Raw genomic sequence first — 26,018 nt, 5'->3', positions numbered from 1 at the left:
GCATGTTAAAGTTTTGTGTGGATGAAAGAGCTGCCGTTTTTATGACAGCTCTTTTATTTGTATAAAACAAAGAATTAACTGACTAAAAAAGTGTTTGTAAATGTTCAGTGAATTCGCTCAATTGGACCAAACGCCCTGTGAAGTTCTGTATAATGGTAATTAATAGGGGTGAAATGATGCGTTTTTCAATGGAAGATCCTTACTGGAAAAATAAAACGGAGCAGCTCATGATCCAGCTTGGTCTGCCCGAATCTGAACGTCAAAGAATCAGTGGTGAAATCTTTGCAGTTGATCCTGAAAACAAATCCGAGTGGATAAAATTCATTTTAAATGAAGCTGAACCGATTCAGACGGAAATCGAATCGGTGTCTCCACACGCAGATGACCAGGACATTCATGAAGCGCTGCAAAAGCTGCCGTTTGCATTAAAAGCAGCTGTCGTGCTGACTGTTTTTCATCATACAGATAACCTCCAGAAAATGATCAGTACAGATGATTATGAAGAAGGTCTCTCCAGGCTTTCTGATGATCTTCATACAGACAAACAACAGACTTTAAAGCTTCTCAATTTCATAAAACCAGCATACGACAAAATAGAAATGCCTGAATCGAGAAAAGCAGTTCCGGAGAACAATGTTCCAGCCGAAGAGAAGCCTGCAGGAAAGCAGAAAACAGTAAAAATGATTACATCTGCCGTTCTGGTGACTGGACTGCTTTCAGTCTCAGTGTTTTTGCTAAATGATCCACCTGTTCCGGATGATGGTCAGAGTGCCGGAGAAGAAGAAACTGCAGAAGATGAGTCTGACAATGAAAAGGCGTTTACAGACGAAGAGATAGAGGAGTTCGAAACTAAGCTATCAGAAAGCAGAGAACGTCTGAAGGAAGCACTAAGTCTTACGGATGAAGAGCTTGATTTTCTGATGGTTACACAGCAGGCTGAATCACACATCAGTTATATCAGAGGCATGATGAAGAGGGACGCGGGTATTTCAGGACCTGATGCTAATCAGATGAAACAAATGACAGCCGATATTCTTTCGCAGATGCAGCCACCAATGATCATTCTGCAGGATTTCTATGAAAAGGCGGATGGTGTGAATTCTGATAGCCATCTGATTAGAAGTGATCAGGCAGTCAGCATGTTCCTTCATGCGGGCCCGGACTTTTTAATTGCTTATGAAAGAAAGTTAAATCATCTGATTCATGAAAACAACTATTCTGAAGCGGAACTAAGAGAAAATCACAGTGATTTATTTAACACGATCTCAGCAAATGGTATGGAAGTATCGTTTGATAAGACAGACGAGCAGCTGGCATCAACGGTTTACTATGGCGGAGCCGAATTTATTTCCCAGACAGACTATCTCCATCCGGATTACCAGCAGTTCCTTACTTCACTTCATGAGATTGGGTCAAGGATGGGACTTCACACGAACAATCAGCCTGAAACTTTAACTGAAATTTCCGAAAAGCTGCTTGAGATTGAAGATGAGATCGCCATGTTTTTCAATCTTCAGGATTCGGTCAATGACGATTTGGAAGATCACGAGATGAAACATGAACTCCATGTGCCATTTTCTTTGAGTTTTCAATATATTGAACAGATCAGATCGATCGTTTCTTTAGGAGGGCTTTCGCTCTCAGAAGGAACTAACATTCCGGAAGAATACAGGGAGATCTGGCGCTATATTTTAAGTGAGGAAAAATTTGAAGGTTCAATGCTGAGAAAAGTGGTTTCACTGAATCAGCGGATTGCTGAAGATAATAATTATGAGTTGTTAAATGATTTCGGGGAAATCTCTATTTCTCCATTTAGTGACTATATCGATCCGATGCATTATTTCAGTTATTCAACTTCTATGATTATGCCGCTTAGCGGATATCTAGAAGAGCTGTATAAGATTTATGTCAATGAAGGCTATGAAAGCATTGAATTTCTTCACCCGCAGGTGGTCGTTCTATTTTACCTGCAGGCGCTTGAGACAGGAGATATAGAAACGGCCTATTCATTAATGGGCGGGGAAGATCTTCCTGACTATGACACCTTCGCTCAGATGGTCAGCGAGCATGAATATGATTTTAAACGTCTAAGCGATGTTATGCCGACTTCTTCATCCGATCAGGGAATGGAGTTTCAGGTCCAGCAGCGCAACAATACGTTAAACATAACAGTCATTGAATCTGAAGACTGGTACGATATTAAGTTTGAATCAGCTGATCAATTTGAAAAGCTGGCAACTGAGGGTGATACTGATGCTCCGGACTGAAAAGGAAATCAATGATTTTTTATTTGCGGCAGGAATGACAAAAGAAGAGAGAGCGGATCTCATGCAGGAAGTACGTTTGGTAACTGAAGAAGACCGGCTGAGTTTTGTGATCAGGAAAGCTGGCGACGCTGAAACGGCAGCCGTTAGTGATTATTTTCAACACGAAGAAGATGAAGAGCTTTGGCATGAAGTGAAGAAGCTGGATTTTAACGACCGGGCCGCTTTACTGCTTCCTTATTTCAGCACGGAGTATTCGAGTTCTGAAATGGCGCTGGAAAAGCTCCGGGTTAATATGGAAGCTCAGGTTGGCTATGAGCTCACAACTCCACAGTTGGAGCGGATGATTCAGATCATGGTCGGTGAAGTGAAGAAACGTCCTCCTGAGGCCTTACCGGTTTCAAAACCTGAGCAGGAAACTAAGAGTGAGCCTGCTCGGAAACGGACGCCTATTAATAAATGGCTTTTGATTACTGCAGGGATTTTTGTTTTGATATCAGGCGTGCTGCTGTTTCAAAATCCGGACCAGCAGGCTGGCGAGACTACTTTTGCGCCGATGGAATCTGACGGGCTGCTGGAAGAAGAACTTGAGGTGCTGAATCAGACTGTGGATGATGAAGTGCAGTCACTTTCTGAAGAACTGGGACTTAGTACAGAAGCTGTGTGGCAGCTGGAGTTCGTGAGTAGTGTGTTAGGCCAGGTCAACAGCCTGCAGGAACTGACAGAATACGCAGAAACAACTGAAGAGAAAACATCTACGCTGAGTGAGATTAGACGGACAGAGCAGCTGGTTTCCTCCCGTCTCGTTTCGCCGATTGGAAAGCTCAGTGATGCTGCTTCACGCGTATCGGCAAATACTTCTTTTGGGATATTGGAAGCCAATGACAACCTTTTATCCAGATTTACTTACGATTCTGCCGGAATGATTGATCTTTATGAAAATGCGCTTGCTGCTTATGAGGATGAGTTGAGTGACCTGGATATACAGCTTTCAGACTTTAAATTTTCAAATGATGCACAGACGCTGATTGATAAAATCAATGCGAACGGATTTGAAGTCACTGTTCTCCCTGATCAGCAGTCTTTTGATGTGAACTACGGGGAAGAAGCCATCAACCGGGTAATGAATGGACTGCTGACAGATGAATATCTCGATATGATTCAGGAGCAGAAAGCACAGCCGTATGTTGAAGATAACGAAACGGCTTATACGTACGCACAGGCTGCAGATAAGCTGCTTCAGACAGAAAGGCTGCTTGCACGTTCAGCAGGCACTGAAACCCTATCAAGTGAACTGCTGTTTCATCACACGCAGCTATTTCAATATTTTTTGAGAGACATCACAGATGAATCCGGTCAGCTGAGGTCAGAAGTAAAGGATGTCTGGCAGCAGATGATTACGTTTGAAAATCAGGAAAATTATACTGTAGCCCGCTACGTTGCGAGTGTGTATGAGGCTTTTGATCAAAATGATTTTATGATTTCTGATGAAGTTACGGCAGTAAGGGATCTATATACAATTGTTCCGGTCTCATACCGGATCAGAAAAGCAGATTCCTATTTTCCGCTAAACGACACGCTTCAGGAAAGATATAATATGCTGAATGCATTTGGAGAAGATCAGGACATCAGCTTTTTCCTTCCAAGAGAAGCAGTTCAGCTCTATATCAACTCACTTGTCCTATACAATCAGGAGGTCGCAGCGATGATGACCGTTCCTGAAACATTTGAAAACGCAGATGAAGGAACGTGGAGCGGAATTACGATGCAGGCGAATGACATTACAAGCATACAGACAGAATATGAAAACAATAAAGCGATCGTCACATTATCAGGTGACAATTTCACAGAACGTCAGATTGTGATGCAGGAAATAAATGGTGTATGGAAGGCCGAATTTTCTCCTGAACATTTAACGTGGTTTTGATTTTGTATTCGACTTGTGATATAATCAATAATTGCGTGAAAACGATAAAAAAATAATCGGTTATAGGAGAGATTTCTATGTCTACAAAATTCGAAGCAGGTCAAGAACTAAAAGGTAAAGTTACAGGAATTCAGCCATACGGTGCGTTCGTTGCACTTGATGAAAATACACAAGGTCTAGTACACATTTCAGAAGTAACACACGGTTTCGTTAACGACATTAACGATCACCTTACAGTAGGTCAGGAAGTTAACGTAAAAGTTCTTTCTGTTGATGAAAATGCTGGTAAATACAGCCTTTCAATCCGTGCAACTGAAGAAGCGCCTGAAAAGCCACAGCGCAAAGAGCGCCGTGCTCAGCCTTCTAAGTCTGTATCACACACTGAAGATACTACAGGTTTCAACAGCCTGAAGGACAAGCTTCAGGAGTGGATCGATCAGTCTGACATGAAGCGATAATAGAATGTACAAAAGACTCATGCGGAGTTGCCGCGTGAGTCTTTTTTTGTTGAATGGCTGGTGCGCTGGTGGTGTCGTCGTGCGTTGAGTGCTGTCGTGGCGTTAATTCGATCACCTTTTAGATAATTCAATCATCTTTGGAAGTTATTCCATCAGCTTTTGGTGGATTTCAGCTTCCGGCGTAGCGGGAGGGAATAATTCTATCATCAATGCCGGTAATTCGATCAGCAATCTATTTATTCCATCACCTTTTGCATTGATTCGCCGCCCAACGCCGCCCCCAAAACCCACAAACTCTCTACCCTCTACCCCTTTATCTTCAACCCATGCTTCTTCATCCGGTACTGCAGATTCTGTCTGCTCATCCCGAGTGCATCTGCTGTTTTCGTAATATTAAAATCATGATACTGAAGCGACTTTTGAATATAATATGATTCCGCTTCATGTAAAAAGCTGTCGAGTGTCTGGGATGCCTTTCCTTCTTTCACCATGAAAGCTGACCCATCCAGTGCAGGCATACTGCTTGCAGGATCATCAAACTTCAATCTGAAATAATGGGGCAGGTGGGAATAGGAAACCTGATCTTCACTGCCGAGTGCGAGCATAGATGCTTCCATGACATGCTCAAGCTCTCTGACATTTCCGGGCCAGTCATACTCCCTGAAAAGCTTCAGCACTTCATCCCCGGTTCCTGAAACCGCTGTTTGAAAACGGATATTGAATTGTTCAATAAAATATTGAACGAGCTCGCTGATATCTTCCTTTCGCTCCCGTAAAGCCGGTACAAAAACAGTCCGTTCACTGATGACATAGTAAAGCTCTTTTAATAGCTTACCCGATTGAATCGCATCAATCGGGTCCTCACTCAGCGTCAAAATCACATGTTCCCGTTCTTCACGCAGTTTCCGCTTTTCAACCATTAATCTTTCTGCAAGGCTCTTTTGCAGTTGTAGTGGTAAATATTCTGCATGCCCCATGAAAAATGTCTTTTTCCCGCTGCTATGCAGGTCCTCGATAAACCGCTCACTCCGTACTTCAGAAGAACTTCTGAAATCAATTCCGATAAAGCTGCTTTCATGCAGCCCACGCTCCAAATGAATACTTTGTGCAAGCAGTTCTTTTCCGGTACCAGCTTCCCCGCAAAGCAGTAAAAAGTCATCGCTCTCTGCAGCGCGTTTTCCTTCAGCAATCATCTGCTGGATCAGAGGGGAAGTGCCTGCCCAGTGATCAAATGATGAGAGCTTTTTATGTGGGCTGATGTCATGTTCTACAGCTGTTACTTCCCTTGCTATTTCTATTGCGCCTAGAACTGAGCCGTCTATAATGAGTGGATACGTATCATTGATCGCAGTAATTTCATGACCTTTTATATTAAAGTAGGACTGCTGGACATTCAGAATCGGTTCTTTTAATGTCAGCGCCTGGAGCAGCGTGCTCTGCTCGTCAGGATGAAATTGAAAGACGTCAAGCAGGCGTTTGTCAAGCAGGTCAATGTCACCTGTGCCTTCCATTTCCCGCATTTTCTGATTATAAAAAACGGTTCTGCCATTCGCATCTACAACGTGGATACCACGGTCAATCACATCAATCATTGATGAGATAAAAGCTGAATGCTGAATTGAGTGCAAGATCTTTTCGCTCCTTTCATGATGCAGCTCTGCAACATAGATTGGTTTTTTAATTATTTGAAAAGAGAAAATACTTGAAAAATGCAATCATCTTTTGCATTATTATATATGTAAGGGTTTTCTAACTGCAAATATTTTTTGCGTTAGACCCCAATACTTAACTAATTAGGAGGTTTATTATGATTCCTTACAAGCATGAGCCGTTTACTGACTTTTCAGTAAAAGAAAACAAAAAAGCATTCGAAGACGGTATGAAAACCGTTGAAGGATATTTAGGGCAGGATTATCCGCTGATCATTGATGGGCAGCGTGTTGTGACAGAAGACAAAATTGTATCTTATAACCCTGCAAAGAAGGATGAAGTTGTAGGCCGTGTATCAAAAGCGAACCAGGAGCTTGCAGAAAAAGCAATGCAGGCTGCAGATGAAGCGTTCAAAACGTGGAGAAAAGTGAAGCCTGAAGTACGTGCTGACATTCTTTTCCGTGCAGCAGCAATCGTCAGACGCCGCAAGCATGAGTTCTCTGCACTGCTTGTAAAGGAAGCAGGTAAGCCTTGGAATGAAGCGGACGCTGATACAGCTGAAGCAATAGATTTCATGGAGTATTATGGCCGCGAAATGCGCGCAATGAAGGAAGGCAAGAAAGTAGAAAGCCGTCCTGGCGAATTCAACCAGTATCATTACATTCCACTTGGTGTGGGCGTAGTCATCTCACCATGGAACTTCGCATTTGCAATCATGGCAGGAACTGCAGTTGCAGCAATGGTAACTGGGAACACAGTTCTTCTGAAGCCTGCATCAACAACACCTGTTGTAGCAGCGAAATTTGTAGAAGTGCTTGAAGAAGCAGGTATGCCTAAAGGGGTCGTTAACTATATCCCGGGCAGCGGTAAAGAAGTGGGCGACTACCTTGTAGACCACCCGAGAACACGTTTCATCTCTTTCACTGGATCGCGCGACGTAGGTACACGCATTTATGAAAGAGCCGCAAAAGTGCAGGACGGCCAGGTTTGGCTGAAGCGCGTTATTGTTGAAATGGGCGGTAAGGATACAATCGTTGTTGACAGTGAAGCAGATCTTGAACTGGCAGCACAATCAATTGTAAAGTCAGCATTCGGCTTCAGTGGCCAAAAATGTTCTGCATGTTCAAGAGCAGTCGTGCTTGAAGATGTTTACGACCAGGTACTTGACCGCGTTGTTGAATTGACGAAAGAACTATCTCTTGGTGAAACAAAATCTCCAGATACTTTCATGGGACCTGTCATTGATCAGGCTGCATTTGATAAGATTATGGGGTATATTGATATTGGTAAGGAAGAAGGACGTCTTGTAGCAGGTGGAGAAGGCGACAGCAGCAAAGGCTTCTTCATTAAGCCAACGGTATTCGCTGACGTTGATCCGAAAGCGCGTATCATGCAGGAAGAGATTTTCGGACCGGTTGTTGCAATGACAAAAGCAAAAACGTTTGATGAAGCAATTGACATTGCAAACGATACTGAATACGGGCTGACTGGTGCTGTCATTACAAATAACCGCATGCACCAGGAGCAGGCACGTGAAGATTTCCATGTTGGTAACCTGTACTTCAACCGCGGCTGTACTGGTGCGATTGTCGGCTACCAGCCATTTGGCGGATTCGACATGTCCGGTACAGATTCAAAAGCCGGTGGACCGGATTACCTGACACTTCACATGCAGGCAAAAACAACTTCAGAAATGCTTTAAGCTTTAAACATTAAGCCAGCAGGTAAGAGATTGAACAGATGCGTCTGTAAAGTGGGCAGTATTTGCCAGTCTCTTCCTGCCTTTTTTATTAGGAGGAAATGAAAATGGTTAACTCTACAACAATTATCGAAAAAACAGAGCGCTACGGTGCAAACAACTATCATCCACTGCCAATCGTTATTTCAGAAGCAGAAGGAGTATGGGTAAAGGACCCTGAAGGCAATAAATATATGGATATGTTAAGCGCATATTCAGCAGTCAACCAGGGGCACCGTCATCCGAAAATCATTCAGGCACTCAAGGACCAGGCAGACCGCGTCACACTGACTTCACGTGCTTTCCACAACGATCAGCTTGCGCCGTGGTATGAATTAATCTGCGAACTCTCAGGTAAAGATATGGCGCTGCCGATGAATACTGGTGCTGAAGCGGTTGAAACAGCAGTGAAAACGGCTCGCCGCTGGGCTTATGAGGTAAAAGGTGTTGAAAAGGATCAGGCTGAAATCATTGCGTGTCACGGTAATTTCCACGGTCGTACAATGACAGCTGTTTCCCTTTCATCTGAAGAAGAGTACAAGCGCGGATTCGGACCAATGCTGCCGGGCATCAACCTGATTCCATATGGTGATCTTAAAGCACTTGAGCAAGCGATTACGAAAAACACAGCTGCATTTCTGATTGAACCAATCCAGGGAGAAGCTGGTATCGTGTTCCCGCCTAAAGGATTTTTAAAGGCTGCTAAGGAATTGTGTGAAAAGCATAACGTCCTGTTTATTGCTGACGAAATTCAGGCAGGGCTTTGCCGCTCAGGGAAAATGTTTGCATGTGAATGGGAAGATGTGAATCCTGATATGTACATCTTAGGTAAAGCACTTGGCGGAGGCGTATTCCCGATTTCATGTGTGGTTGCTGATAAAGATGTGCTTGGCGTATTCAACCCGGGTTCACACGGATCAACATTCGGAGGAAATCCGATGGCATGTGCGGTCTCGATCGCATCTCTTGAAGTGCTGAAAGAAGAAAAACTTGCAGAGCGTTCACTTGAAATGGGTAACTATTTTATGGATGCACTCAGAAAAATTGACAACCCGATTATTAAAGAAATTCGCGGGAGCGGCCTGTTTATCGGAATGGAACTGACAGAGCCTGCGAGAAAGTACTGTGAGGAGCTGAAGCAAGAAGGACTCCTTTGTAAAGAAACGCATGAAACAGTGATCCGTTTCGCGCCGCCACTTGTCATTTCTAAAGAAGAACTGGACTGGGCAATCGAAAAAATCACGCGTGTTCTTTCTTAAAGTTTTGTTAACAAAACCGTCGTCTTCATACGCTGGTTATGTTACAATAATGCCGATTCATACTATTGAAATAAAAGAGGCGAACAATAATCATGGCAGAAAATTTGAATCTCTTTACGTCTACACAAGAGGTTATTCACGAAGCACTGACAAAAATGGGGTACGATGATGCAGTTTTTGAACTGATGAAAGAACCAATGCGCCTTCTGACTGTGCGTATGCCTGTCCGCATGGACGATGGCAGCACGCGCGTATACACAGGATACCGCGCACAGCACAACGATTCTGTTGGTCCGACAAAAGGCGGCGTTCGCTTCCACCCGGATGTGGATGAAGAAGAAGTAAAGGCACTTTCGATGTGGATGACGCTGAAATGTGGAATTGTAGATCTTCCATACGGCGGAGGAAAAGGCGGAATCATTTGTGATCCTAGAACAATGTCAATGGGGGAGCTTGAAAGATTGAGCCGTGCATATGTACGTGCAATCAGTCAGATCGTAGGACCAACTAAGGATATTCCTGCACCTGACGTCTACACAAACTCTCAGATTATGGCGTGGATGATGGATGAGTATAGCCGAATTGATGAATTCAACAACCCTGGTTTTATTACTGGGAAGCCAATCGTTCTCGGTGGTTCACAGGGGCGTGAAAAAGCAACTGCACAAGGGGTAACAATTTGTATTGACCAGGCTGCAAAAAAACGCGGCATTGATATTAAAGGCGCACGTGTCGTGGTTCAGGGGTTTGGTAATGCGGGAAGTTTCCTTGCGAAATTCATGCACGATGCCGGCGCAAAAGTCATTGCGATCTCTGATGCACATGGTGCGATCCATGATCCGGACGGGCTTGATATTGATTATCTTCTTGACCGCAGAGACAGTTTTGGTACTGTAACGACGCTGTTTGAAAATACACTATCAAATGAAGACCTGCTTGAGATCGAGTGCGACATTCTCGTTCCGGCTGCTGTTTCTAATCAGATTACTGCTAAAAATGTAGATAACATTAAAGCTTCTATTGTTGTTGAGGCGGCTAACGGTCCGACAACTCTTGAAGCAACAAACCGTCTGAACGAACGAGGCGTTCTGCTTGTACCGGACGTTCTTGCAAGTGCCGGTGGTGTAACTGTATCGTACTTTGAGTGGGTACAAAACAACCAGGGTTACTACTGGACAGAAGATGAAGTCAATGAAAAGCTTGAAAAAAAAATTGTTGATGCATTTAATCAGGTCTACGATTTATCACAAAGCAGACGCGTAAATATGCGTCTTGCAGCTTACATGGTAGGCGTGCGTAAATCTGCTGAAGCAAGCCGCTTCAGAGGCTGGGTATAAAATCATCATTTTACAAAGGGTTGCCTGACTATCAGGCAACCCTTTGTTTATGTCATAGAAGCATTCCGTTTTAATCAGACATGTGGAACCGTAGCCGGATCTCTTTCTTCATAGGTAGCCGGCTCCCATGATTTAAACAATAGCCCTAAGTTGATCAATCCCGCGATCCCGACCAATCCATAAACCAGTCGTGCGCCTGCTGATTCAACTCCCCCAAATAGTGCAGCTACAGCATCGAATTGAAAAAATCCAACTAATCCCCAGTTGAGCGCGCCAATTACCGTTAATACTAATGCGATTCTCTGGACTGTATGCATGATATCCCTCCTTTACTGTGGAATCGTTTTATTATTTGCGATCCGGACCTTCTCTATTCCACTCAAGCATCTCAATTGCATTCGAATCGTTCATCAAAGATAATGAATAGTGGACAGAACAACAAAAGGAGGCTTCACAATGGATACATTTACTTTTTATAATCCCGTGAAACTGATATTCGGAAAAGACCAGGTAGAGCAATTAAAAGAAGAAGTTCCTAAATACGGAAATAAAGTATTAGTGGTATATGGTGGGGGCAGTATCAAAAAGAACGGCCTTTACGATCAGGTTACAGGTTTGCTGAAAGAAATCGATGCTGAAGTTTTTGAACTTTCAGGTGTTGAACCTAACCCGCGTCTGACCACAGCTGAAAAAGGAATTGAAATCGCAAAGAAAGAAAACATCGACTTCATCCTTGCTGTTGGCGGCGGAAGTGTCATTGACTGCACGAAGCTGATCGCAGCCGGTGCCAAGTATGACGGCGCAGCATGGGATCTTGTAACAAAGAAAGCATTCGCAAGCGAAGCACTTCCATTTGGTACAGTACTGACACTTGCAGCGACAGGCTCTGAAATGAATGCAGGATCTGTTATCACAAATGAAGAAACGCAGGAAAAGTACGGCTGGGGAAGCCCTGCAACATTCCCTCAGTTCTCAATTCTTGATCCTCAAAATACATTTACAGTGCCGAAGGATCAGACAATCTACGGTATGGTAGATATGATGAGTCACTTATTTGAGCAGTATTATCACAATGTATCAAATACACCGGTACAGGACCGCTTAATTGAAAGTGTTCTTCGTACAGTGATTGAAACGGCGCCAAAACTTGTAAATGACCTTGAAAATTACGAGCTGCGCGAAACGATTCTTTATAGTGGAACACTTGCACTGAATGGCATGCTACAGATGGGTTACAGAGGTGACTGGGCATCTCACAATATCGAGCACGCTGTATCAGCTGTTTACGATATCCCTCATGCCGGTGGTCTTGCGATCCTGTTCCCGAACTGGATGAAGCACAACCTTGAAGTCAACGAAGCGCGCTTTGCACAAATGGCAGTCCGCGTATTTGATGTAGATCCTGAAGGCAAATCTGACCGTGAAATCGGAGAAGAAGGCATTCAGCGTCTGCGCGAATTCTGGACAGAAATCGGCGCACCATCAACACTTGCCGACTATGACATCAACGACGAAAAAGTCGATCTGATGGCAGATAAAGCAATGATCAACGGTGAGTTCGGTAACTTCAAGAAATTAAATAAAGATGATGTTGTGAAGATCCTGACTGCGTCACTTTAAATTACACATTTAATAAGGGAGTACCATACTGAATCATCGGTGTGGTACTTCTTTTTTATGTTTACTTAGTAAAATTCATCTTTTTGATTGCACAGCCAGTGATTGGAGTGGAAGGGGGCGGCTCGCAGGAAGGGACGTGTGAGGCTTATAGTGAAGACCGCTGGCTCACCGCCCGGCCGCGGAAAGCGTCCCCCTGAAACGGAGATCACCGGCCGGAATAAGGAAGAGCAAACTTTTTTCTAAATGAATCCGTTTACAATCAGGACCTTTCTTGATTCTCTAATAGACATCATATAAAGTGAAGAAAGAGAAAACGAAGGAGGATAAAACGATATGACATCAATTCGTTTTGATTATTCAAACGCACTTGAATTTTTTGGTGAACATGAACTGACATACCTTCAGGGTGCTGTCACTCAGGCTCATGATGCGCTTCATAATGGAACAGGTGCAGGTAGCGACTTTTTAGGATGGGTAGATCTTCCGGTTAATTATGACAAAGAAGAATTCTCACGTATTCAGCAGTCAGCAGAAAAAATCCGCAAAGATTCTGATGTGCTATTAGTTATCGGAATCGGTGGCTCTTATCTAGGAGCACGTGCTGCACTTGAAATGCTGAACCACAGCTTTTACAATGCGCTATCTAAAGATCAGAGAAAATCACCACAGGTTTTATTCGTTGGGAACAACATCAGCTCTACATATATGAGAGACCTGATGGATCTGCTTGAAGGAAAAGACTTCTCAATTAATGTCATTTCCAAATCAGGTACAACAACTGAACCTGCGATTGCTTTCCGTATCTTTAGAAAGATGCTTGAAGAGAAGTATGGTAAAGAAGAAGCGAAGTCACGTATTTATGCAACAACTGATAAAGAAAAAGGTGCACTGAAGACACTTGCATCTGAAGAAGGCTTTGAAACATTTGTCGTGCCTGATGATGTTGGCGGCCGTTACTCTGTGCTTACAGCAGTAGGACTACTGCCGATCGCAGCAGCAGGTATAGATATTGAAGCGATGATGAAGGGTGCTGCTGATGCACGTGAAGCATACAGTTCTTCTGACCTTTCAGAGAACGGTGCTTATCAGTATGCTGCAATCCGCAACGTCCTTTATAACAAAGGAAAAACAGTTGAAATGCTGATCAACTATGAGCCGGGGCTTCAATATTTCAATGAATGGTGGAAGCAGCTATTCGGTGAAAGTGAAGGGAAGGATCTCAAAGGAATTTTCCCTGCGTCAGCAAACTTCTCTACAGATCTTCACTCACTAGGTCAGTATGTTCAGGAAGGACGCCGTGATATCTTTGAAACAGTTGTGAAAGTTAAAAATTCACGCCATGAACTGACAATCGAAGAAGCTGAAAGCGATCTTGACGGACTGAACTACCTCGCTGGAGAAACAGTAGACTTTGTTAATAACAAAGCATTTGAAGGAACACTGCTTGCACACACTGATGGCGGTGTACCGAACCTGATTCTTGAAATTCCTGAAATGGATGCTTACACATTCGGTTATATGGTGTATTTCTTCGAGAAGGCATGCGCAGTGAGCGGGTACCTGCTTGGTGTGAATCCGTTTGACCAGCCTGGTGTTGAAGCATACAAAGTAAATATGTTCGCGTTACTTGGAAAGCCTGGCTTTGAAGAAAAGAAAGCTGAGCTTGAAAAACGTCTGAAATAATTTTTAAAAGGCTGCCTGTTACGGGCAGCCTTTTTGTATACATTTATCACTGGTGGATAACCTACAGACAAAAGGAGTGTGGGAGATGTATACGTTTCAATCATCTATAGAAGGAAAAGAATATCCGCTTGTACTGTTGGAGGATCGTTTGAAAAAGGAAGGTTATGTCATAGGTGGTGGCTGGGAATATGACCATGGATATTTTGATTTGCTATTGAGTCAGGAGGGGGAATACCTTTTTCTAAGACTACCTTTTGAAGCAGAAGGGGGAGAGCTTGATAAAGATGACAGTACTGTGAGAATGCTGCAGCCGTTTTTATTGTGTCATCAATATGATCCGGACCGTGATCAGGATGCTTCATCCGGTGCTGTATCAGCTGCGTTCAACCAGTTTCAATCGCCTGAAGATAAGGATGCGGAGCTTTCTTCTGAACAAATTGATCAGGGGCAGGCTGCACTTGAAAGAGCGGAGAGACTTCTCAGTTAGTCCGGTGCTTACTGAGAAGAGCATCTCCGATCACGTGTTTTGTCTGGATAATTGCATCAGCCCCTGCTGAAATTGCCTGTTCCTTTAATTGAGTAGAGATCAATTCCGCTACACAATGGATAGAGGGATTCATCTGCTTTGCTGTCAAGATTGTTAAAACTGTATGAGTATCAGCAGCTTCTTCATTAAGGTGTTGATCAGCAGTAATAATCAGCTCTGTTGCTGTTTCAATACAGGCTTTATGCAATACAGCTGACTGATACGCCACGCCTTTGATAAAATCAATCCGCCTCTGGTCATACAGTGGATGAGTCGTTAAAGTGTGATCAATAATAATGACGTCTTCATTTATGCGGGAAAGAATATAGCTTGCTCTCGCATTCCACCCAACAACGATTACGTGATTCTTTTTCGAAGTGGTCGCAGCACCTTCTCTAAAAGATTGCTGTGACTGAAGGATAAAAGAAGCGAACATTAAAAAATAACTCGAAAGTAAACCTGCGCCAATCACTAATAGACCTGCTGATAAAAGTCTTCCTTCTGTTGTGACAGGAACAAGGTCTCCATAACCAAGCGTTGAGATTGTCACCAGTGCCCACCACCAGCCGTCTCCCACTGTTTGAAAAGTTTCGGGCTCAATTAAGAAAGCCAGGACACCACCTGAAAAAATTAAAGCAATCACAGCGGAAATTAAAAACATCCATTTAGGCAGCCTGCTTATATGCTGAACCATCATTAAATTTCACCTCAGTTTCATTATTGCCTTTTTAAGGGGGAATTTATTCTGACATCTATTGCACGAATGAAAATTAGATGTATAATAGTTTTTGCGCGGGGCTATAGTATAGCGGGAATACGTCGCACTGGCAGTGCGGAGTCAGGGGTTCGATTCCCCTTAGCTCCATATTTAAAAACCCTTGAGGCATTTTGCTTCAAGGGTTTTTAAATATGGAGCTATTCAATTACCTGGATTCAATCTCTACACCTTCAACGCTCTCCATGACTGATAACAAACTGTATAAGTCCGTCACACTCTGTTTGATTGGAATGGAGGCTCTCAACTCTACCATATGAAGCTTTTCTTTTGTATCCTTCAACCTCATTTGTTCAATGATCACCCCTTCAGCCTTCAAATCTTTAAGCAGTTTTTTACTGGTGGCTGGTGTTGCAAGGGTCACCTTAATATAGATTTCCTTTTGCCTGAAATGAGAAGGTCCTGTCCATTTTAAGATAAAAGGAAGAAGCTCCACGCTGACAATAATTAAAATGACACACATCGTCGCTTCAATATAAAATCCTGCACCTACAGCAATGCCCACACCGGCGGCTCCCCAAATAATTGCTGCGGTTGTCAGGCCGGATATGGTATCATTCCCTCTGTGTAAAATAACGCCTGCACCAAGGAATCCGATTCCAGATACAATTTGTGCTGCAAGTCTGAGAGGGTCCATCGTGATGTTTACTTCATTATCTCCACTGAATGAATAAGCAGACTCAATTGATACAATGGTTAACAAGCAGCTTGCGATCGATATGACTAAACTCGTTTTAAGGCCAACAGGCTTTTTTTTCAGTTCCCGCTCAATTCCGATTACGAGACCGAGAACTGCAGTAATCCCCAATTTTATTAACAATTCTTCATTAATCATTTGTAGCACACCCCCTTGAATAAATTGAATCAATCGATCAAAGTAAGGATATGGCAGTGCTTATTTTTATTATACAGCGGTAGAGGAGATTAAACTATGCAATACGGAGAAAAGCTAGCACCACTGGCAATTGTGGTTGGTGTGATAACCGTTTCATTTTCGGCGATTCTTGTAAAGCTCTCATCAGGTGAGCCGGGCGTCATCGCTTTTTACAGGATGTTTTTCAGTGCCCTCATTTTATTACCATTCTTTTTGAGAGGTCATTTGAAGGAAGTGAAAATGTTAAAGAAAAAAGACTGGCTGATTACCTCTGCAGCTGGCACACTCTTAGCCTTTCATTTCATCTTATGGTTTGAATCTCTTCAGTATACTTCTGTTGCAAGTTCAACCGTACTCGTTACCATGCAGCCATTATTTGCATTTGCGGGCGCATACTTTTTATTTAACGAAAAAATTTCATCGCGTGCAGTCATTGCCGCAATCGCTGCAATATCAGGTAGTGTCATGATCGGCATCGGTGATCTTCAGGTGAGTGGCATGGCGTTATTTGGAGATATACTTGCGCTCATCTCCTGTGCATTTGTTACAGGCTATCTTCTGTTTGGACAAAGTGTACGTAAGCATCTGTCTCTGACTACATATACATTCATTGTTTACTCAATCAGTGCGATCGTTTTATTTCTATATGCATTGATAAAAGGAGAATCATTTGGACCGTTCGAATCAAATGAGTGGCTCATCTTCCTGAGTCTGGCGATCCTTCCAACTTTATTTGGTCATTCACTTTTCAACTGGGCGATTAAATGGGTAAGTACCACAGTGATCTCAATGGCCATTCTTTTCGAACCGGTTGGAGCGGCAATCTTTGCTTATTTTATTTTGGAGGAAACGCTCGGTGCTGCACAATTAACAGGAGGTATGATTATCCTCTTGAGCTTAGGTTTCTTTGTGCTTACGATTAAAAGAATAAAAGTTTCTTAAAGAAAAATGAAAGTTTTTTCGAAAAGGTGTTGCGTAATACAAAATGCCGTGATATATTATTATCTGTCCTTAAGAGACGCGAGAGTGATTCGCGCAGCACTGAGAATTGAAATTCTTGAAAAAAGTGTTGACTCAACAAGGGAAAAGAGATATGATGACTAAGTCGCTCGAGTGAGAAACCACTTGATGCGAAGGAAACATTTGAACCTTGAAAACTAAACAACCAAACGTCAACGTTTTAAGATTTTAAGTCTTTTTCGAACAAAAAAGACAATGAGCTTTTCAAACACTTTACGGAGAGTTTGATCCTGGCTCAGGACGAACGCTGGCGGCGTGCCTAATACATGCAAGTCGAGCGGACATCTGAGGAGCTTGCTCCTCAGATGTTAGCGGCGGACGGGTGAGTAACACGTGGGCAACCTGCCCTTAAGACTGGGATAACTCCGGGAAACCGGGGCTAATACCGGATAATTGAAAGAACCTCCTGGTTCTTTTATGAAAGGCGGCTTCGGCTGTCACTTAAGGATGGGCCCGCGGCGCATTAGCTAGTTGGTGAGGTAACGGCTCACCAAGGCAACGATGCGTAGCCGACCTGAGAGGGTGATCGGCCACACTGGGACTGAGACACGGCCCAGACTCCTACGGGAGGCAGCAGTAGGGAATCTTCCGCAATGGACGAAAGTCTGACGGAGCAACGCCGCGTGAGTGAAGAAGGTTTTCGGATCGTAAAGCTCTGTTGTCAGGGAAGAACAAGTACCATAGTAACTGATGGTACCTTGACGGTACCTGACCAGAAAGCCACGGCTAACTACGTGCCAGCAGCCGCGGTAATACGTAGGTGGCAAGCGTTGTCCGGAATTATTGGGCGTAAAGCGCGCGCAGGTGGTTCCAAAAGTCTGATGTGAAAGCCCCGGCTCAACCGGGGAGGGTCATTGGAAACTGGGGAACTTGAGTGCAGGAGAGGAAAGTGGAATTCCACGTGTAGCGGTGAAATGCGTAGATATGTGGAGGAACACCAGTGGCGAAGGCGACTTTCTGGCCTGTAACTGACACTGAGGCGCGAGCGTGGGGAGCAAACAGGATTAGATACCCTGGTAGTCCACGCCGTAAACGATGAGTGCTAAGTGTTGGGGGTTTCCGCCCTCAGTGCTGCAGCTAACGCATTAAGCACTCCGCCTGGGGAGTACGGCCGCAAGGCTGAAACTCAAAGGAATTGACGGGGGCCCGCACAAGCGGTGGAGCATGTGGTTTAATTCGAAGCAACGCGAAGAACCTTACCAGGTCTTGACATCCCGGTGACCACACTGGAGACAGTGTTTTCCCTTCGGGGACAACGGTGACAGGTGGTGCATGGTTGTCGTCAGCTCGTGTCGTGAGATGTTGGGTTAAGTCCCGCAACGAGCGCAACCCTTGATCTTAGTTGCCAGCATTCAGTTGGGCACTCTAAGGTGACTGCCGGTGACAAACCGGAGGAAGGTGGGGATGACGTCAAATCATCATGCCCCTTATGACCTGGGCTACACACGTGCTACAATGGACGATACAAAGGGCTGCGAGACCGCGAGGTTTAGCCAATCCCATAAAATCGTTCTCAGTTCGGATTGTAGGCTGCAACTCGCCTACATGAAGCTGGAATCGCTAGTAATCGCGGATCAGCATGCCGCGGTGAATACGTTCCCGGGCCTTGTACACACCGCCCGTCACACCACGAGAGTTTGTAACACCCGAAGTCGGTGAGGTAACCTTTTGGAGCCAGCCGCCTAAGGTGGGACAGATGATTGGGGTGAAGTCGTAACAAGGTAGCCGTATCGGAAGGTGCGGCTGGATCACCTCCTTTCTAAGGAAATATGACTGGCTCTTTGGGTCAGATCATAAACGATTGTTGACTGTTTGGTTGTTTAGTTTTGAAGGGTCAAACCTTCAAAACACTGACTTTTTTCTTGTCTCTTCTATTGTAAGAGCGTTATGAGAAGAAAGCAGCTCGTTCCTTGAAAACTGGATAACGACATCAAAGTAAGAAAGATAACCGAGAATCGCCATCTTAGGGTTTTCTATATGAAAACTAATTAAGAAGTACCTTTTTAACTAGGTTAAGTTAATAAGGGCGCACGGTGGATGCCTTGGCACTAGGAGCCGATGAAGGACGGTACGAACACCGATATGCTTCGGGGAGCTGTAAGTAAGCTGTGATCCGGAGATTTCCGAATGGGGGAACCCCTTATCCGTAATGGGATATGATCTTCCGCTGAATACATAGGCGGTTGAAGGCAGACCCAGGGAACTGAAACATCTAAGTACCTGGAGGAAGAGAAAGCAAATGCGATTCCCTGAGTAGCGGCGAGCGAAACGGGATCAGCCCAAACCGAAAGGCTTGCCTTTCGGGGTTGTAGGACACTCTATGCGGAGTTACAAAGGAAGCAGTTAGACGAAGCGGTCTGGAAAGGCCCATCACAGAAGGTAACAATCCTGTAGTCGAAAGCTGTTTCTCTCCAGAGTGGATCCTGAGTACGGCGGAACACGTGAAATTCCGTCGGAATCCGGGAGGACCATCTCCCAAGGCTAAATACTCCCTAGTGACCGATAGTGAACCAGTACCGTGAGGGAAAGGTGAAAAGCACCCCGGAAGGGGAGTGAAATAGATCCTGAAACCGTGTGCCTACAAGTAGTCAGAGCCCGTTAACGGGTGATGGCGTGCCTTTTGTAGAATGAACCGGCGAGTTACGATTTGATGCAAGGTTAAGCGAAAGCGGAGCCGCAGCGAAAGCGAGTCTGAATAGGGCGACATAGTATCAGGTTGTAGACCCGAAACCAGGTGATCTACCCATGTCCAGGGTGAAGATGAGGTAACACTCATTGAGGCCCGAACCCACGCACGTTGAAAAGTGCGGGGATGAGGTGTGGGTAGCGGAGAAATTCCAATCGAACCTGGAGATAGCTGGTTCTCTCCGAAATAGCTTTAGGGCTAGCCTCATGTAGTAAGAGTCTTGGAGGTAGAGCACTGTTTGGACTAGGGGCCCCCAACGGGTTACCGAATTCAGACAAACTCCGAATGCCAAAGACTTATCCATGGGAGTCAGACTGCGAGTGATAAGATCCGTAGTCGAAAGGGAAACAGCCCAGACCACCAGCTAAGGTCCCCAAGTAATCGTTAAGTGGAAAAGGATGTGGGGTTGCTTAGACAACCAGGATGTTGGCTTAGAAGCAGCCATCATTTAAAGAGTGCGTAATAGCTCACTGGTCGAGTGACCCTGCGCCGAAAATGTACCGGGGCTAAACGATTCACCGAAGCTGTGGATGAATCTCTATGAGATTCGTGGTAGGAGAGCGTTCTAAGCGCTGTGAAGTCAGACCGGAAGGACTGGTGGAGTACTTAGAAGTGAGAATGCCGGTATGAGTAGCGAAAGAAGAGTGAGAATCTCTTCCACCGAATGCCTAAGGTTTCCTGAGGAAGGCTCGTCCGCTCAGGGTTAGTCGGGACCTAAGCCGAGGCCGATAGGCGTAGGCGATGGACAACAGGTTGATATTCCTGTACCACCAACACATCGTTTGAGCAATGGGGGGGACGCAGGAGGATAGGAGAGCACGCCGTTGGTTGCGCGTGTTTAAGCAGTTAGGCAGGAAATGAGGTAAATCCCGTTTCCGCGTAAGCTGAGCTGTGATGACGAGGGAAATTAGTACCGAAGTCTTTGATTCCACACTGCCAAGAAAAGCCTCTAGCGAGATGCAAGGTGCCCGTACCGCAAACCGACACAGGTAGGCGAGGAGAGAATCCTAAGGTGAGCGAGTGAACTCTCGTTAAGGAACTCGGCAAAATGACCCCGTAACTTCGGGAGAAGGGGTGCTCTATTAGGGTGCAAGCCCGAGAGAGCCGCAGTGAATAGGCCCAGGCGACTGTTTAGCAAAAACACAGGTCTCTGCGAAACCGTAAGGTGAAGTATAGGGGCTGACACCTGCCCGGTGCTGGAAGGTTAAGAGGAGTGCTTAGCGCAAGCGAAGGTGCGAATTGAAGCCCCAGTAAACGGCGGCCGTAACTATAACGGTCCTAAGGTAGCGAAATTCCTTGTCGGGTAAGTTCCGACCCGCACGAAAGGTGCAACGATCTGGGCACTGTCTCAACGAGAGACTCGGTGAAATTATAGTACCTGTGAAGATGCAGGTTACCCGCGACAGGACGGAAAGACCCCGTGGAGCTTTACTGCAGCCTGATATTGAATTTTGGCACAGCTTGTACAGGATAGGTAGGAGCCTTAGAAACCGGAGCGCCAGCTTCGGTGGAGGCATTGGTGGGATACTACCCCGCTGTGTTGAACTTCTAACCCGCGGCCCTTATCGGGCCGGGAGACAGTGTCAGGCAGGCAGTTTGACTGGGGCGGTCGCCTCCTAAAGAGTAACGGAGGCGCCCAAAGGTTCCCTCAGAATGGTTGGAAATCATTCGAAGAGTGTAAAGGCATAAGGGAGCTTGACTGCGAGACCTACAAGTCGAGCAGGGTCGAAAGACGGGCTTAGTGATCCGGTGGTTCCGCATGGAAGGGCCATCGCTCAACGGATAAAAGCTACCCCGGGGATAACAGGCTTATCTCCCCCAAGAGTCCACATCGACGGGGAGGTTTGGCACCTCGATGTCGGCTCATCGCATCCTGGGGCTGTAGTCGGTCCCAAGGGTTGGGCTGTTCGCCCATTAAAGCGGTACGCGAGCTGGGTTCAGAACGTCGTGAGACAGTTCGGTCCCTATCCGTCGTGGGCGCAGGAAATTTGAGAGGAGCTGTCCTTAGTACGAGAGGACCGGGATGGACGCACCGCTGGTGTACCAGTTGTCATGCCAATGGCATCGCTGGGTAGCTATGTGCGGACGGGATAAGTGCTGAAAGCATCTAAGCATGAAGCCCCCCTCAAGATGAGATTTCCCACACGCAAGTGGTAAGATCCCTGAAAGATGATCAGGTAGATAGGTTCGAGGTGGAAGCATGGTGACATGTGCAGCTGACGAATACTAATCGATCGAGGACTTAACCAAATCGGTTGATTCTCGGAAAATCCCTTACTTTGATGAACGTATCCAGTTTTGAAGGCGCGAGCCTTTATAGTCTAGTGATGACAGCGAAGAGGTCACACCCGTTCCCATGCCGAACACGGAAGTTAAGCTCTTCAGCGCCGATGGTAGTTGGGGGTTTCCCCCTGTGAGAGTAGGACGTCGCTAGGCGGTATTACATAATACCGTGGAGAATTAGCTCAGCTGGGAGAGCATCTGCCTTACAAGCAGAGGGTCGGCGGTTCGAGCCCGTCATTCTCCACCATTATGCCGGTGTAGCTCAACTGGTAGAGCAACTGACTTGTAATCAGTAGGTTGGGGGTTCAAGTCCTCTTGCCGGCACCAGTTTTTTCGAGCCATTAGCTCAGTTGGTAGAGCATCTGACTTTTAATCAGAGGGTCGAAGGTTCGAGTCCTTCATGGCTCACCATGTTTTTATGCGGGTGTGGTGGAATTGGCAGACACGCTAGACTTAGGATCTAGTGCCGCAAGGCGTGGGGGTTCAAGTCCCTCCACCCGCACCATTTTAATAGTTACCATGCGGGAGTAGTTCAGTGGTAGAACACCACCTTGCCAAGGTGGGGGTCGCGAGTTCGAATCTCGTCTTCCGCTTACTCTATTCAGCGCCCGTAGCTCAATTGGATAGAGCGTTTGACTACGGATCAAAAGGTTAGGGGTTCGACTCCTCTCGGGCGCGCCATAAGAATACATAGAATAACACATAATCGACGGGGAGTAGCTCAGCTTGGTAGAGCACTTGGTTTGGGACCAAGGGGTCGCAGGTTCAAATCCTGTCTTCCCGACCATCTTTTATAATCATTATGGGGCCTTAGCTCAGCTGGGAGAGCGCCTGCCTTGCACGCAGGAGGTCAGCGGTTCGATCCCGCTAGGCTCCACCATATGTATTTTATGAAGTTACTTTATTTATTGGGCGGCGTAGCTCAGCTGGCTAGAGCGTACGGTTCATACCCGTGAGGTCGGGGGTTCGATCCCCTCTGCCGCCACCAATATAATAAAGGACCTTTAGCTCAGCTGGTTAGAGCAGACGGCTCATAACCGTCCGGTCGCAGGTTCGAGTCCTGCAAGGTCCACCATAGTCTTATCCATACGGAGGTATACCCAAGTCCGGCTGAAGGGATCGGTCTTGAAAACCGACAGGGGTGTAACAGCCCGCGGGGGTTCGAATCCCTCTACCTCCTCCATTTTTTTAACTTAATATCGTCGCGGGGTGGAGCAGTTCGGTAGCTCGTCGGGCTCATAACCCGAAGGTCGCAGGTTCAAATCCTGCCCCCGCAATTATCTGGTCCCGTGGTGTAGCGGTTAACATGCCTGCCTGTCACGCAGGAGATCGCCGGTTCGATCCCGGTCGGGACCGCCATTTTACGGCTTTGTAGCTCAGTTGGTAGAGCAATGGACTGAAAATCCATGTGTCGGCGGTTCGATTCCGTCCAAAGCCATCTTTTTTGTTGTCATGGCGATTGTGGCGAAGTGGTTAACGCACCGGATTGTGGTTCCGGCATTCGTGGGTTCGATTCCCATCAGTCGCCCCATTTGAGTATGCGGGTGTAGTTTAGTGGTAAAACCTCAGCCTTCCAAGCTGATGTCGTGAGTTCGATTCTCATCACCCGCTCCATTATATTTGGGCCTATAGCTCAGCTGGTTAGAGCGCACGCCTGATAAGCGTGAGGTCGGTGGTTCGAGTCCACTTAGGCCCACCATATTTGTTCCACAGTAGCTCAGTGGTAGAGCTATCGGCTGTTAACCGATCGGTCGTAGGTTCGAGTCCTACCTGTGGAGCCATTTTTACGGGGAAGTACTCAAGTGGCTGAAGAGGCGCCCCTGCTAAGGGTGTAGGTCGCGTAAGCGGCGCGAGGGTTCAAATCCCTCCTTCTCCGCCAGTTTTAGGCCCGTTGGTCAAGCGGTTAAGACACCGCCCTTTCACGGCGGTAACACGGGTTCGAATCCCGTACGGGTCATCATTAAAAGCAGCATGCCAATCAAATTGATTGGCATGCTGCTTTTTTGTCATCTTATAAACTTCTTTTCAATTAATCAGGAGACCCGTGGGGAACGTAGAGACTTAACACGATACATATACTAAACGTTACATCCTTCAGGTTTTTCTGAACAGCATAGATAGTAAATACTTTGACCACGTTGTTTCACAATCAAAAAAGTTCCCCTTCAACCTAAAGAAGGGGAACCGGATTAATGATTATTCGTCATCAGGCATAATCTTACGGTGTTTGCCATCCATCTCATTTGCTACATCTTCATCCTCATAATCTTCTTCATAAAGATCATCATAGCTTTTTTCGCCGCCTGCCATATCTGAAGGTGTTTCTGAAGTGCCATATCTGGCTGCCTCATCAAAACTGTTTTCGTAATCTCTTACGCCTTCGTCCTCACCCCGGTAAGGATGATCAGAGGATGGGCTGATCACTGATTCCTCACTTGGACGCTGATTTTGATTGTTATAATCTTCAGCATGCTCAACACAAGTAAGTGCTGTTGGCATGGCCTCAAGGCGTTCAAATGGGATATCCTCACCACTGACAGCGCAAGTGCCATATGTTCCTTCATCCATAGCTTTTAATGCTGCATTAATGTCGTCAAGTTCTTTTTGAATGTGTTCTTCGAGTGCAAGCTCTTTTTCACGTTCGAACAGATCCGTTGCATTATCAGCGGGGTGATTATCATAATTCGAGAGTTCAGTACTCTCGTAATCCTCTGTATTTTCATTTTGTTCAATAATCTGCTTTTTACGTGTATATAATTCATTTTTTAAAGTATTTTGCTGCTCTTTAGTAATCATCATGATTCATCCTTCCTTCTAATCTGCTGCATATTACAGTTTATCCTTCTCACAGGAATTAAAACCTTTTAAATGGTCTGTAAAGCTCAAAAATAAAAACCCCGCCTGATATGAGCGGGGTTCTGCCTTATGAAAAGTATCCGATTAATAAGCCGATTGATAAAAGAAATCCGAATATCGTATTGGTCTGTGCAGTTGCTTTCATTGCTGGCATCATTTGTATCGGTTTTGTTTTGCCGATAAACCCTTTTGTTGCTTTAACTGCTTTAGGGATACTCAAAAAGCTGATCAGCATCCACGGTGTCACCGCTCCTGTGATGACGAGAACTATGACAAAACCATAGGCAGTAGCAAACATTGAAGCAAGGAAATAAATAGCGTATTTACGGCCTAACAGAATCGCAATTGTTTTTCGACCGTTTTCCCTGTCGCCGTCCAGGTCACGTATGTTATTTGCCAGCAGGATCGCCCCGACCAGGATTGATACAGGAATGGAGACAAACATGGCAATTGTATTAATCATGCCGGTCTGAATGTAAAATGAGATCAGAATAATGACAAATCCCATAAAGAAGCCTGCAGCCAGTTCTCCAAATGGTGTGTATGCAATCGGTACAGGTCCGCCAGTGTAAAAGTAGGCTGCTGCCATACAGATTAGTCCAATCACCGCAATCCACCAAGAACTGTTAATACAGATGTAAATACCAAGCAGCAGTGCAATGCCGAACAATGAATATGCGAGGTTAATCACCGTTTTAGGTTTCACCCCGTTACGAACAATGGCTCCTCCGATTCCGACAGAGTTTTCATTATCAAGACCGCGTACGTAATCAAAGTATTCATTGATCATATTTGCTGCTGCCTGAATCAGGATGCTGGCTGTCAACATGGCCAGAAACAGCAGCCAGTCCATTTCAGTATAGTTTAGTGCGAGTACTGTACCAAGCAGAACAGGTACAAATGCTGCGGTCAGTGTGTGCGGGCGTGTCAGCTGCCACCAGATTCGCCACCCTTGATCGCGTTCAGGTCTTTCACTCATATTATTCTCTCCTAACATGTCTATTAAAGTTCGCATGGGCGAATTATGACAAAATATCTTATTCTATTATATCGTTTTTATGT

16 protein-coding genes, 21 tRNA genes and 3 rRNA genes are annotated in these 26,018 nt (G+C 45.4%); 34 read left to right on the top strand and 6 right to left on the bottom strand.

Annotation, left to right across the window (positions count from 1 at the left end; translation table 11 throughout):
• The first annotated feature begins 176 nt into the window (after window positions 1-176).
• The 3 genes from DH10bf12_RS16385 to yugI all read left to right on the top strand — a co-directional run bounded on the left by DH10bf12_RS16385 (window position 177) and on the right by yugI (window position 4,649).
• The gene (locus DH10bf12_RS16385) at window positions 177-2,267 is read left to right on the top strand and encodes a hypothetical protein (protein WP_471736291.1); all 2,091 of its coding nucleotides are present in this window, start codon (window positions 177-179) and stop codon (window positions 2,265-2,267) included.
• On the top strand, window positions 2,254-4,191 hold the full coding sequence (locus DH10bf12_RS16380; protein ID WP_471736290.1) for a hypothetical protein: 1,938 nt from the start codon (window positions 2,254-2,256) through the stop codon (window positions 4,189-4,191). The genes DH10bf12_RS16385 and DH10bf12_RS16380 overlap by 14 nt, the downstream gene beginning before the upstream one ends.
• 77 nt (window positions 4,192-4,268) lie before the next feature.
• Window positions 4,269-4,649: a S1 domain-containing post-transcriptional regulator GSP13 gene (gene yugI, locus DH10bf12_RS16375; RefSeq protein WP_404404516.1), complete on the top strand. Its 381-nt coding sequence runs from the start codon at window positions 4,269-4,271 to the stop codon at window positions 4,647-4,649.
• A gap of 305 nt (window positions 4,650-4,954) precedes the next feature.
• Here yugI and DH10bf12_RS16370 read toward each other — a convergent pair whose 3' ends face one another.
• Window positions 4,955-6,277: an AAA-type ATPase lid domain-containing protein gene (locus tag DH10bf12_RS16370; protein ID WP_471736289.1), complete on the bottom strand. Its 1,323-nt coding sequence runs from the start codon at window positions 6,275-6,277 to the stop codon at window positions 4,955-4,957.
• A 176-nt stretch (window positions 6,278-6,453) separates the two neighbouring features.
• On the opposite strand from DH10bf12_RS16370, the gene pruA reads away from it, so the two are divergent.
• The 3 genes from pruA to DH10bf12_RS16355 all read left to right on the top strand — a co-directional run bounded on the left by pruA (window position 6,454) and on the right by DH10bf12_RS16355 (window position 10,633).
• The gene (gene pruA / locus DH10bf12_RS16365) at window positions 6,454-8,001 is read left to right on the top strand and encodes an L-glutamate gamma-semialdehyde dehydrogenase (RefSeq protein ID WP_404409601.1); all 1,548 of its coding nucleotides are present in this window, start codon (window positions 6,454-6,456) and stop codon (window positions 7,999-8,001) included.
• Between the two features lie 104 nt (window positions 8,002-8,105).
• A complete protein-coding gene (locus tag DH10bf12_RS16360; RefSeq protein WP_471736288.1) occupies window positions 8,106-9,296 on the top strand; it encodes an ornithine--oxo-acid transaminase in 1,191 nt (396 codons plus the stop codon).
• A gap of 92 nt (window positions 9,297-9,388) precedes the next feature.
• Complete coding sequence (locus DH10bf12_RS16355) at window positions 9,389-10,633, top strand: Glu/Leu/Phe/Val family dehydrogenase (RefSeq protein ID WP_471736287.1); 1,245 nt, start codon at window positions 9,389-9,391, stop codon at window positions 10,631-10,633.
• 74 nt (window positions 10,634-10,707) lie between these two features.
• Here DH10bf12_RS16355 and DH10bf12_RS16350 read toward each other — a convergent pair whose 3' ends face one another.
• A complete protein-coding gene (locus tag DH10bf12_RS16350; RefSeq protein WP_471736286.1) occupies window positions 10,708-10,950 on the bottom strand; it encodes a DUF378 domain-containing protein in 243 nt (80 codons plus the stop codon).
• 139 nt (window positions 10,951-11,089) lie between these two features.
• Here DH10bf12_RS16350 and DH10bf12_RS16345 point away from each other — a divergent pair, with 139 nt between their 5' ends.
• From DH10bf12_RS16345 to DH10bf12_RS16335, 3 genes are all read left to right on the top strand, one after another.
• Entirely contained in the window at window positions 11,090-12,253 is a 1,164-nt protein-coding gene (locus DH10bf12_RS16345; RefSeq protein WP_471736285.1) for an iron-containing alcohol dehydrogenase, read from the top strand.
• Between the two features lie 333 nt (window positions 12,254-12,586).
• Window positions 12,587-13,936 carry a glucose-6-phosphate isomerase gene (locus DH10bf12_RS16340; RefSeq protein ID WP_471736284.1) on the top strand — a complete coding sequence of 450 codons (1,350 nt, stop codon included), beginning with the start codon at window positions 12,587-12,589 and terminating at the stop codon, window positions 13,934-13,936.
• Window positions 13,937-14,021: 85 nt separating this feature from the next.
• Window positions 14,022-14,423, top strand: a complete 402-nt coding sequence (locus DH10bf12_RS16335; RefSeq protein ID WP_471736283.1) for a YugN family protein — start codon at window positions 14,022-14,024, stop codon at window positions 14,421-14,423.
• On the opposite strand, the gene DH10bf12_RS16330 is transcribed toward DH10bf12_RS16335, so the two are convergent.
• Window positions 14,416-15,156, bottom strand: a complete 741-nt coding sequence (locus tag DH10bf12_RS16330; RefSeq protein WP_471736282.1) for an ion channel — start codon at window positions 15,154-15,156, stop codon at window positions 14,416-14,418. The genes DH10bf12_RS16335 and DH10bf12_RS16330 overlap by 8 nt on opposite strands.
• Window positions 15,157-15,256: 100 nt before the next feature.
• Here DH10bf12_RS16330 and DH10bf12_RS16325 point away from each other — a divergent pair.
• Window positions 15,257-15,327 (top strand) — tRNA-Ala (locus DH10bf12_RS16325).
• A gap of 58 nt (window positions 15,328-15,385) precedes the next feature.
• On the opposite strand, the gene DH10bf12_RS16320 is transcribed toward DH10bf12_RS16325, so the two are convergent.
• Window positions 15,386-16,072: an MgtC/SapB family protein gene (locus tag DH10bf12_RS16320; protein ID WP_471736281.1), complete on the bottom strand. Its 687-nt coding sequence runs from the start codon at window positions 16,070-16,072 to the stop codon at window positions 15,386-15,388.
• 96 nt (window positions 16,073-16,168) lie between these two features.
• Here DH10bf12_RS16320 and DH10bf12_RS16315 point away from each other — a divergent pair, with 96 nt between their 5' ends.
• The 24 genes from DH10bf12_RS16315 (at window position 16,169) to DH10bf12_RS16200 (ending at window position 24,057) form a co-directional block, all read left to right on the top strand.
• Entirely contained in the window at window positions 16,169-17,053 is an 885-nt protein-coding gene (locus DH10bf12_RS16315; protein ID WP_471736280.1) for a DMT family transporter, read from the top strand.
• Window positions 17,054-17,343: 290 nt separating this feature from the next.
• A 16S ribosomal RNA gene (locus DH10bf12_RS16310) occupies window positions 17,344-18,890 on the top strand.
• A 251-nt stretch (window positions 18,891-19,141) separates the two neighbouring features.
• Window positions 19,142-22,067: ribosomal RNA gene (locus DH10bf12_RS16305) — 23S ribosomal RNA — on the top strand.
• A gap of 70 nt (window positions 22,068-22,137) precedes the next feature.
• A 5S ribosomal RNA gene (rrf, locus tag DH10bf12_RS16300) occupies window positions 22,138-22,253 on the top strand.
• Together the 16S, 23S and 5S rRNA genes with 20 tRNA genes alongside form the textbook arrangement of a ribosomal RNA operon.
• Before the next feature lie 18 nt (window positions 22,254-22,271).
• Window positions 22,272-22,347 (top strand) — tRNA-Val (locus DH10bf12_RS16295).
• Window positions 22,348-22,351: 4 nt separating this feature from the next.
• Window positions 22,352-22,427, top strand: a tRNA-Thr gene (locus tag DH10bf12_RS16290).
• Between the two features lie 8 nt (window positions 22,428-22,435).
• Window positions 22,436-22,511: transfer RNA gene (locus DH10bf12_RS16285), tRNA-Lys, on the top strand.
• 9 nt (window positions 22,512-22,520) lie between these two features.
• Window positions 22,521-22,605: transfer RNA gene (locus tag DH10bf12_RS16280), tRNA-Leu, on the top strand.
• A gap of 16 nt (window positions 22,606-22,621) precedes the next feature.
• Window positions 22,622-22,693, top strand: a tRNA-Gly gene (locus DH10bf12_RS16275).
• A gap of 11 nt (window positions 22,694-22,704) precedes the next feature.
• Window positions 22,705-22,781, top strand: a tRNA-Arg gene (locus DH10bf12_RS16270).
• A gap of 29 nt (window positions 22,782-22,810) precedes the next feature.
• A tRNA-Pro gene (locus tag DH10bf12_RS16265) sits at window positions 22,811-22,887 on the top strand.
• 17 nt (window positions 22,888-22,904) lie between these two features.
• Window positions 22,905-22,980, top strand: a tRNA-Ala gene (locus DH10bf12_RS16260).
• A 31-nt stretch (window positions 22,981-23,011) separates the two neighbouring features.
• Window positions 23,012-23,088 (top strand) — tRNA-Met (locus DH10bf12_RS16255).
• Between the two features lie 10 nt (window positions 23,089-23,098).
• Window positions 23,099-23,175: transfer RNA gene (locus tag DH10bf12_RS16250), tRNA-Ile, on the top strand.
• Between the two features lie 15 nt (window positions 23,176-23,190).
• Window positions 23,191-23,283, top strand: a tRNA-Ser gene (locus DH10bf12_RS16245).
• Window positions 23,284-23,303: 20 nt separating this feature from the next.
• A tRNA-Met gene (locus tag DH10bf12_RS16240) sits at window positions 23,304-23,377 on the top strand.
• Between the two features lie 6 nt (window positions 23,378-23,383).
• Window positions 23,384-23,459, top strand: a tRNA-Asp gene (locus DH10bf12_RS16235).
• A 6-nt stretch (window positions 23,460-23,465) separates the two neighbouring features.
• Window positions 23,466-23,538: transfer RNA gene (locus DH10bf12_RS16230), tRNA-Phe, on the top strand.
• A gap of 17 nt (window positions 23,539-23,555) precedes the next feature.
• Window positions 23,556-23,631 (top strand) — tRNA-His (locus tag DH10bf12_RS16225).
• A 9-nt stretch (window positions 23,632-23,640) separates the two neighbouring features.
• A tRNA-Gly gene (locus DH10bf12_RS16220) sits at window positions 23,641-23,714 on the top strand.
• An 8-nt stretch (window positions 23,715-23,722) separates the two neighbouring features.
• Window positions 23,723-23,799, top strand: a tRNA-Ile gene (locus DH10bf12_RS16215).
• A gap of 7 nt (window positions 23,800-23,806) precedes the next feature.
• Window positions 23,807-23,881: transfer RNA gene (locus DH10bf12_RS16210), tRNA-Asn, on the top strand.
• Window positions 23,882-23,888: 7 nt separating this feature from the next.
• Window positions 23,889-23,979, top strand: a tRNA-Ser gene (locus DH10bf12_RS16205).
• 6 nt (window positions 23,980-23,985) lie between these two features.
• Window positions 23,986-24,057: transfer RNA gene (locus DH10bf12_RS16200), tRNA-Glu, on the top strand.
• A gap of 239 nt (window positions 24,058-24,296) precedes the next feature.
• On the opposite strand, the gene DH10bf12_RS16195 is transcribed toward DH10bf12_RS16200, so the two are convergent.
• Window positions 24,297-24,899, bottom strand: a complete 603-nt coding sequence (locus DH10bf12_RS16195; RefSeq protein ID WP_471736279.1) for a TraR/DksA C4-type zinc finger protein — start codon at window positions 24,897-24,899, stop codon at window positions 24,297-24,299.
• Between the two features lie 124 nt (window positions 24,900-25,023).
• Window positions 25,024-25,953 carry a 1,4-dihydroxy-2-naphthoate polyprenyltransferase gene (locus tag DH10bf12_RS16190; protein WP_471736278.1) on the bottom strand — a complete coding sequence of 310 codons (930 nt, stop codon included), beginning with the start codon at window positions 25,951-25,953 and terminating at the stop codon, window positions 25,024-25,026.
• Window positions 25,954-26,018: the final 65 nt, after the last annotated feature.

This window comes from Jeotgalibacillus sp. 10bf12 (assembly GCF_055597105.1).
Note: the sequence above shows the minus strand (reverse complement) of the source record. Positions and strands in the feature narration are given on the sequence as shown.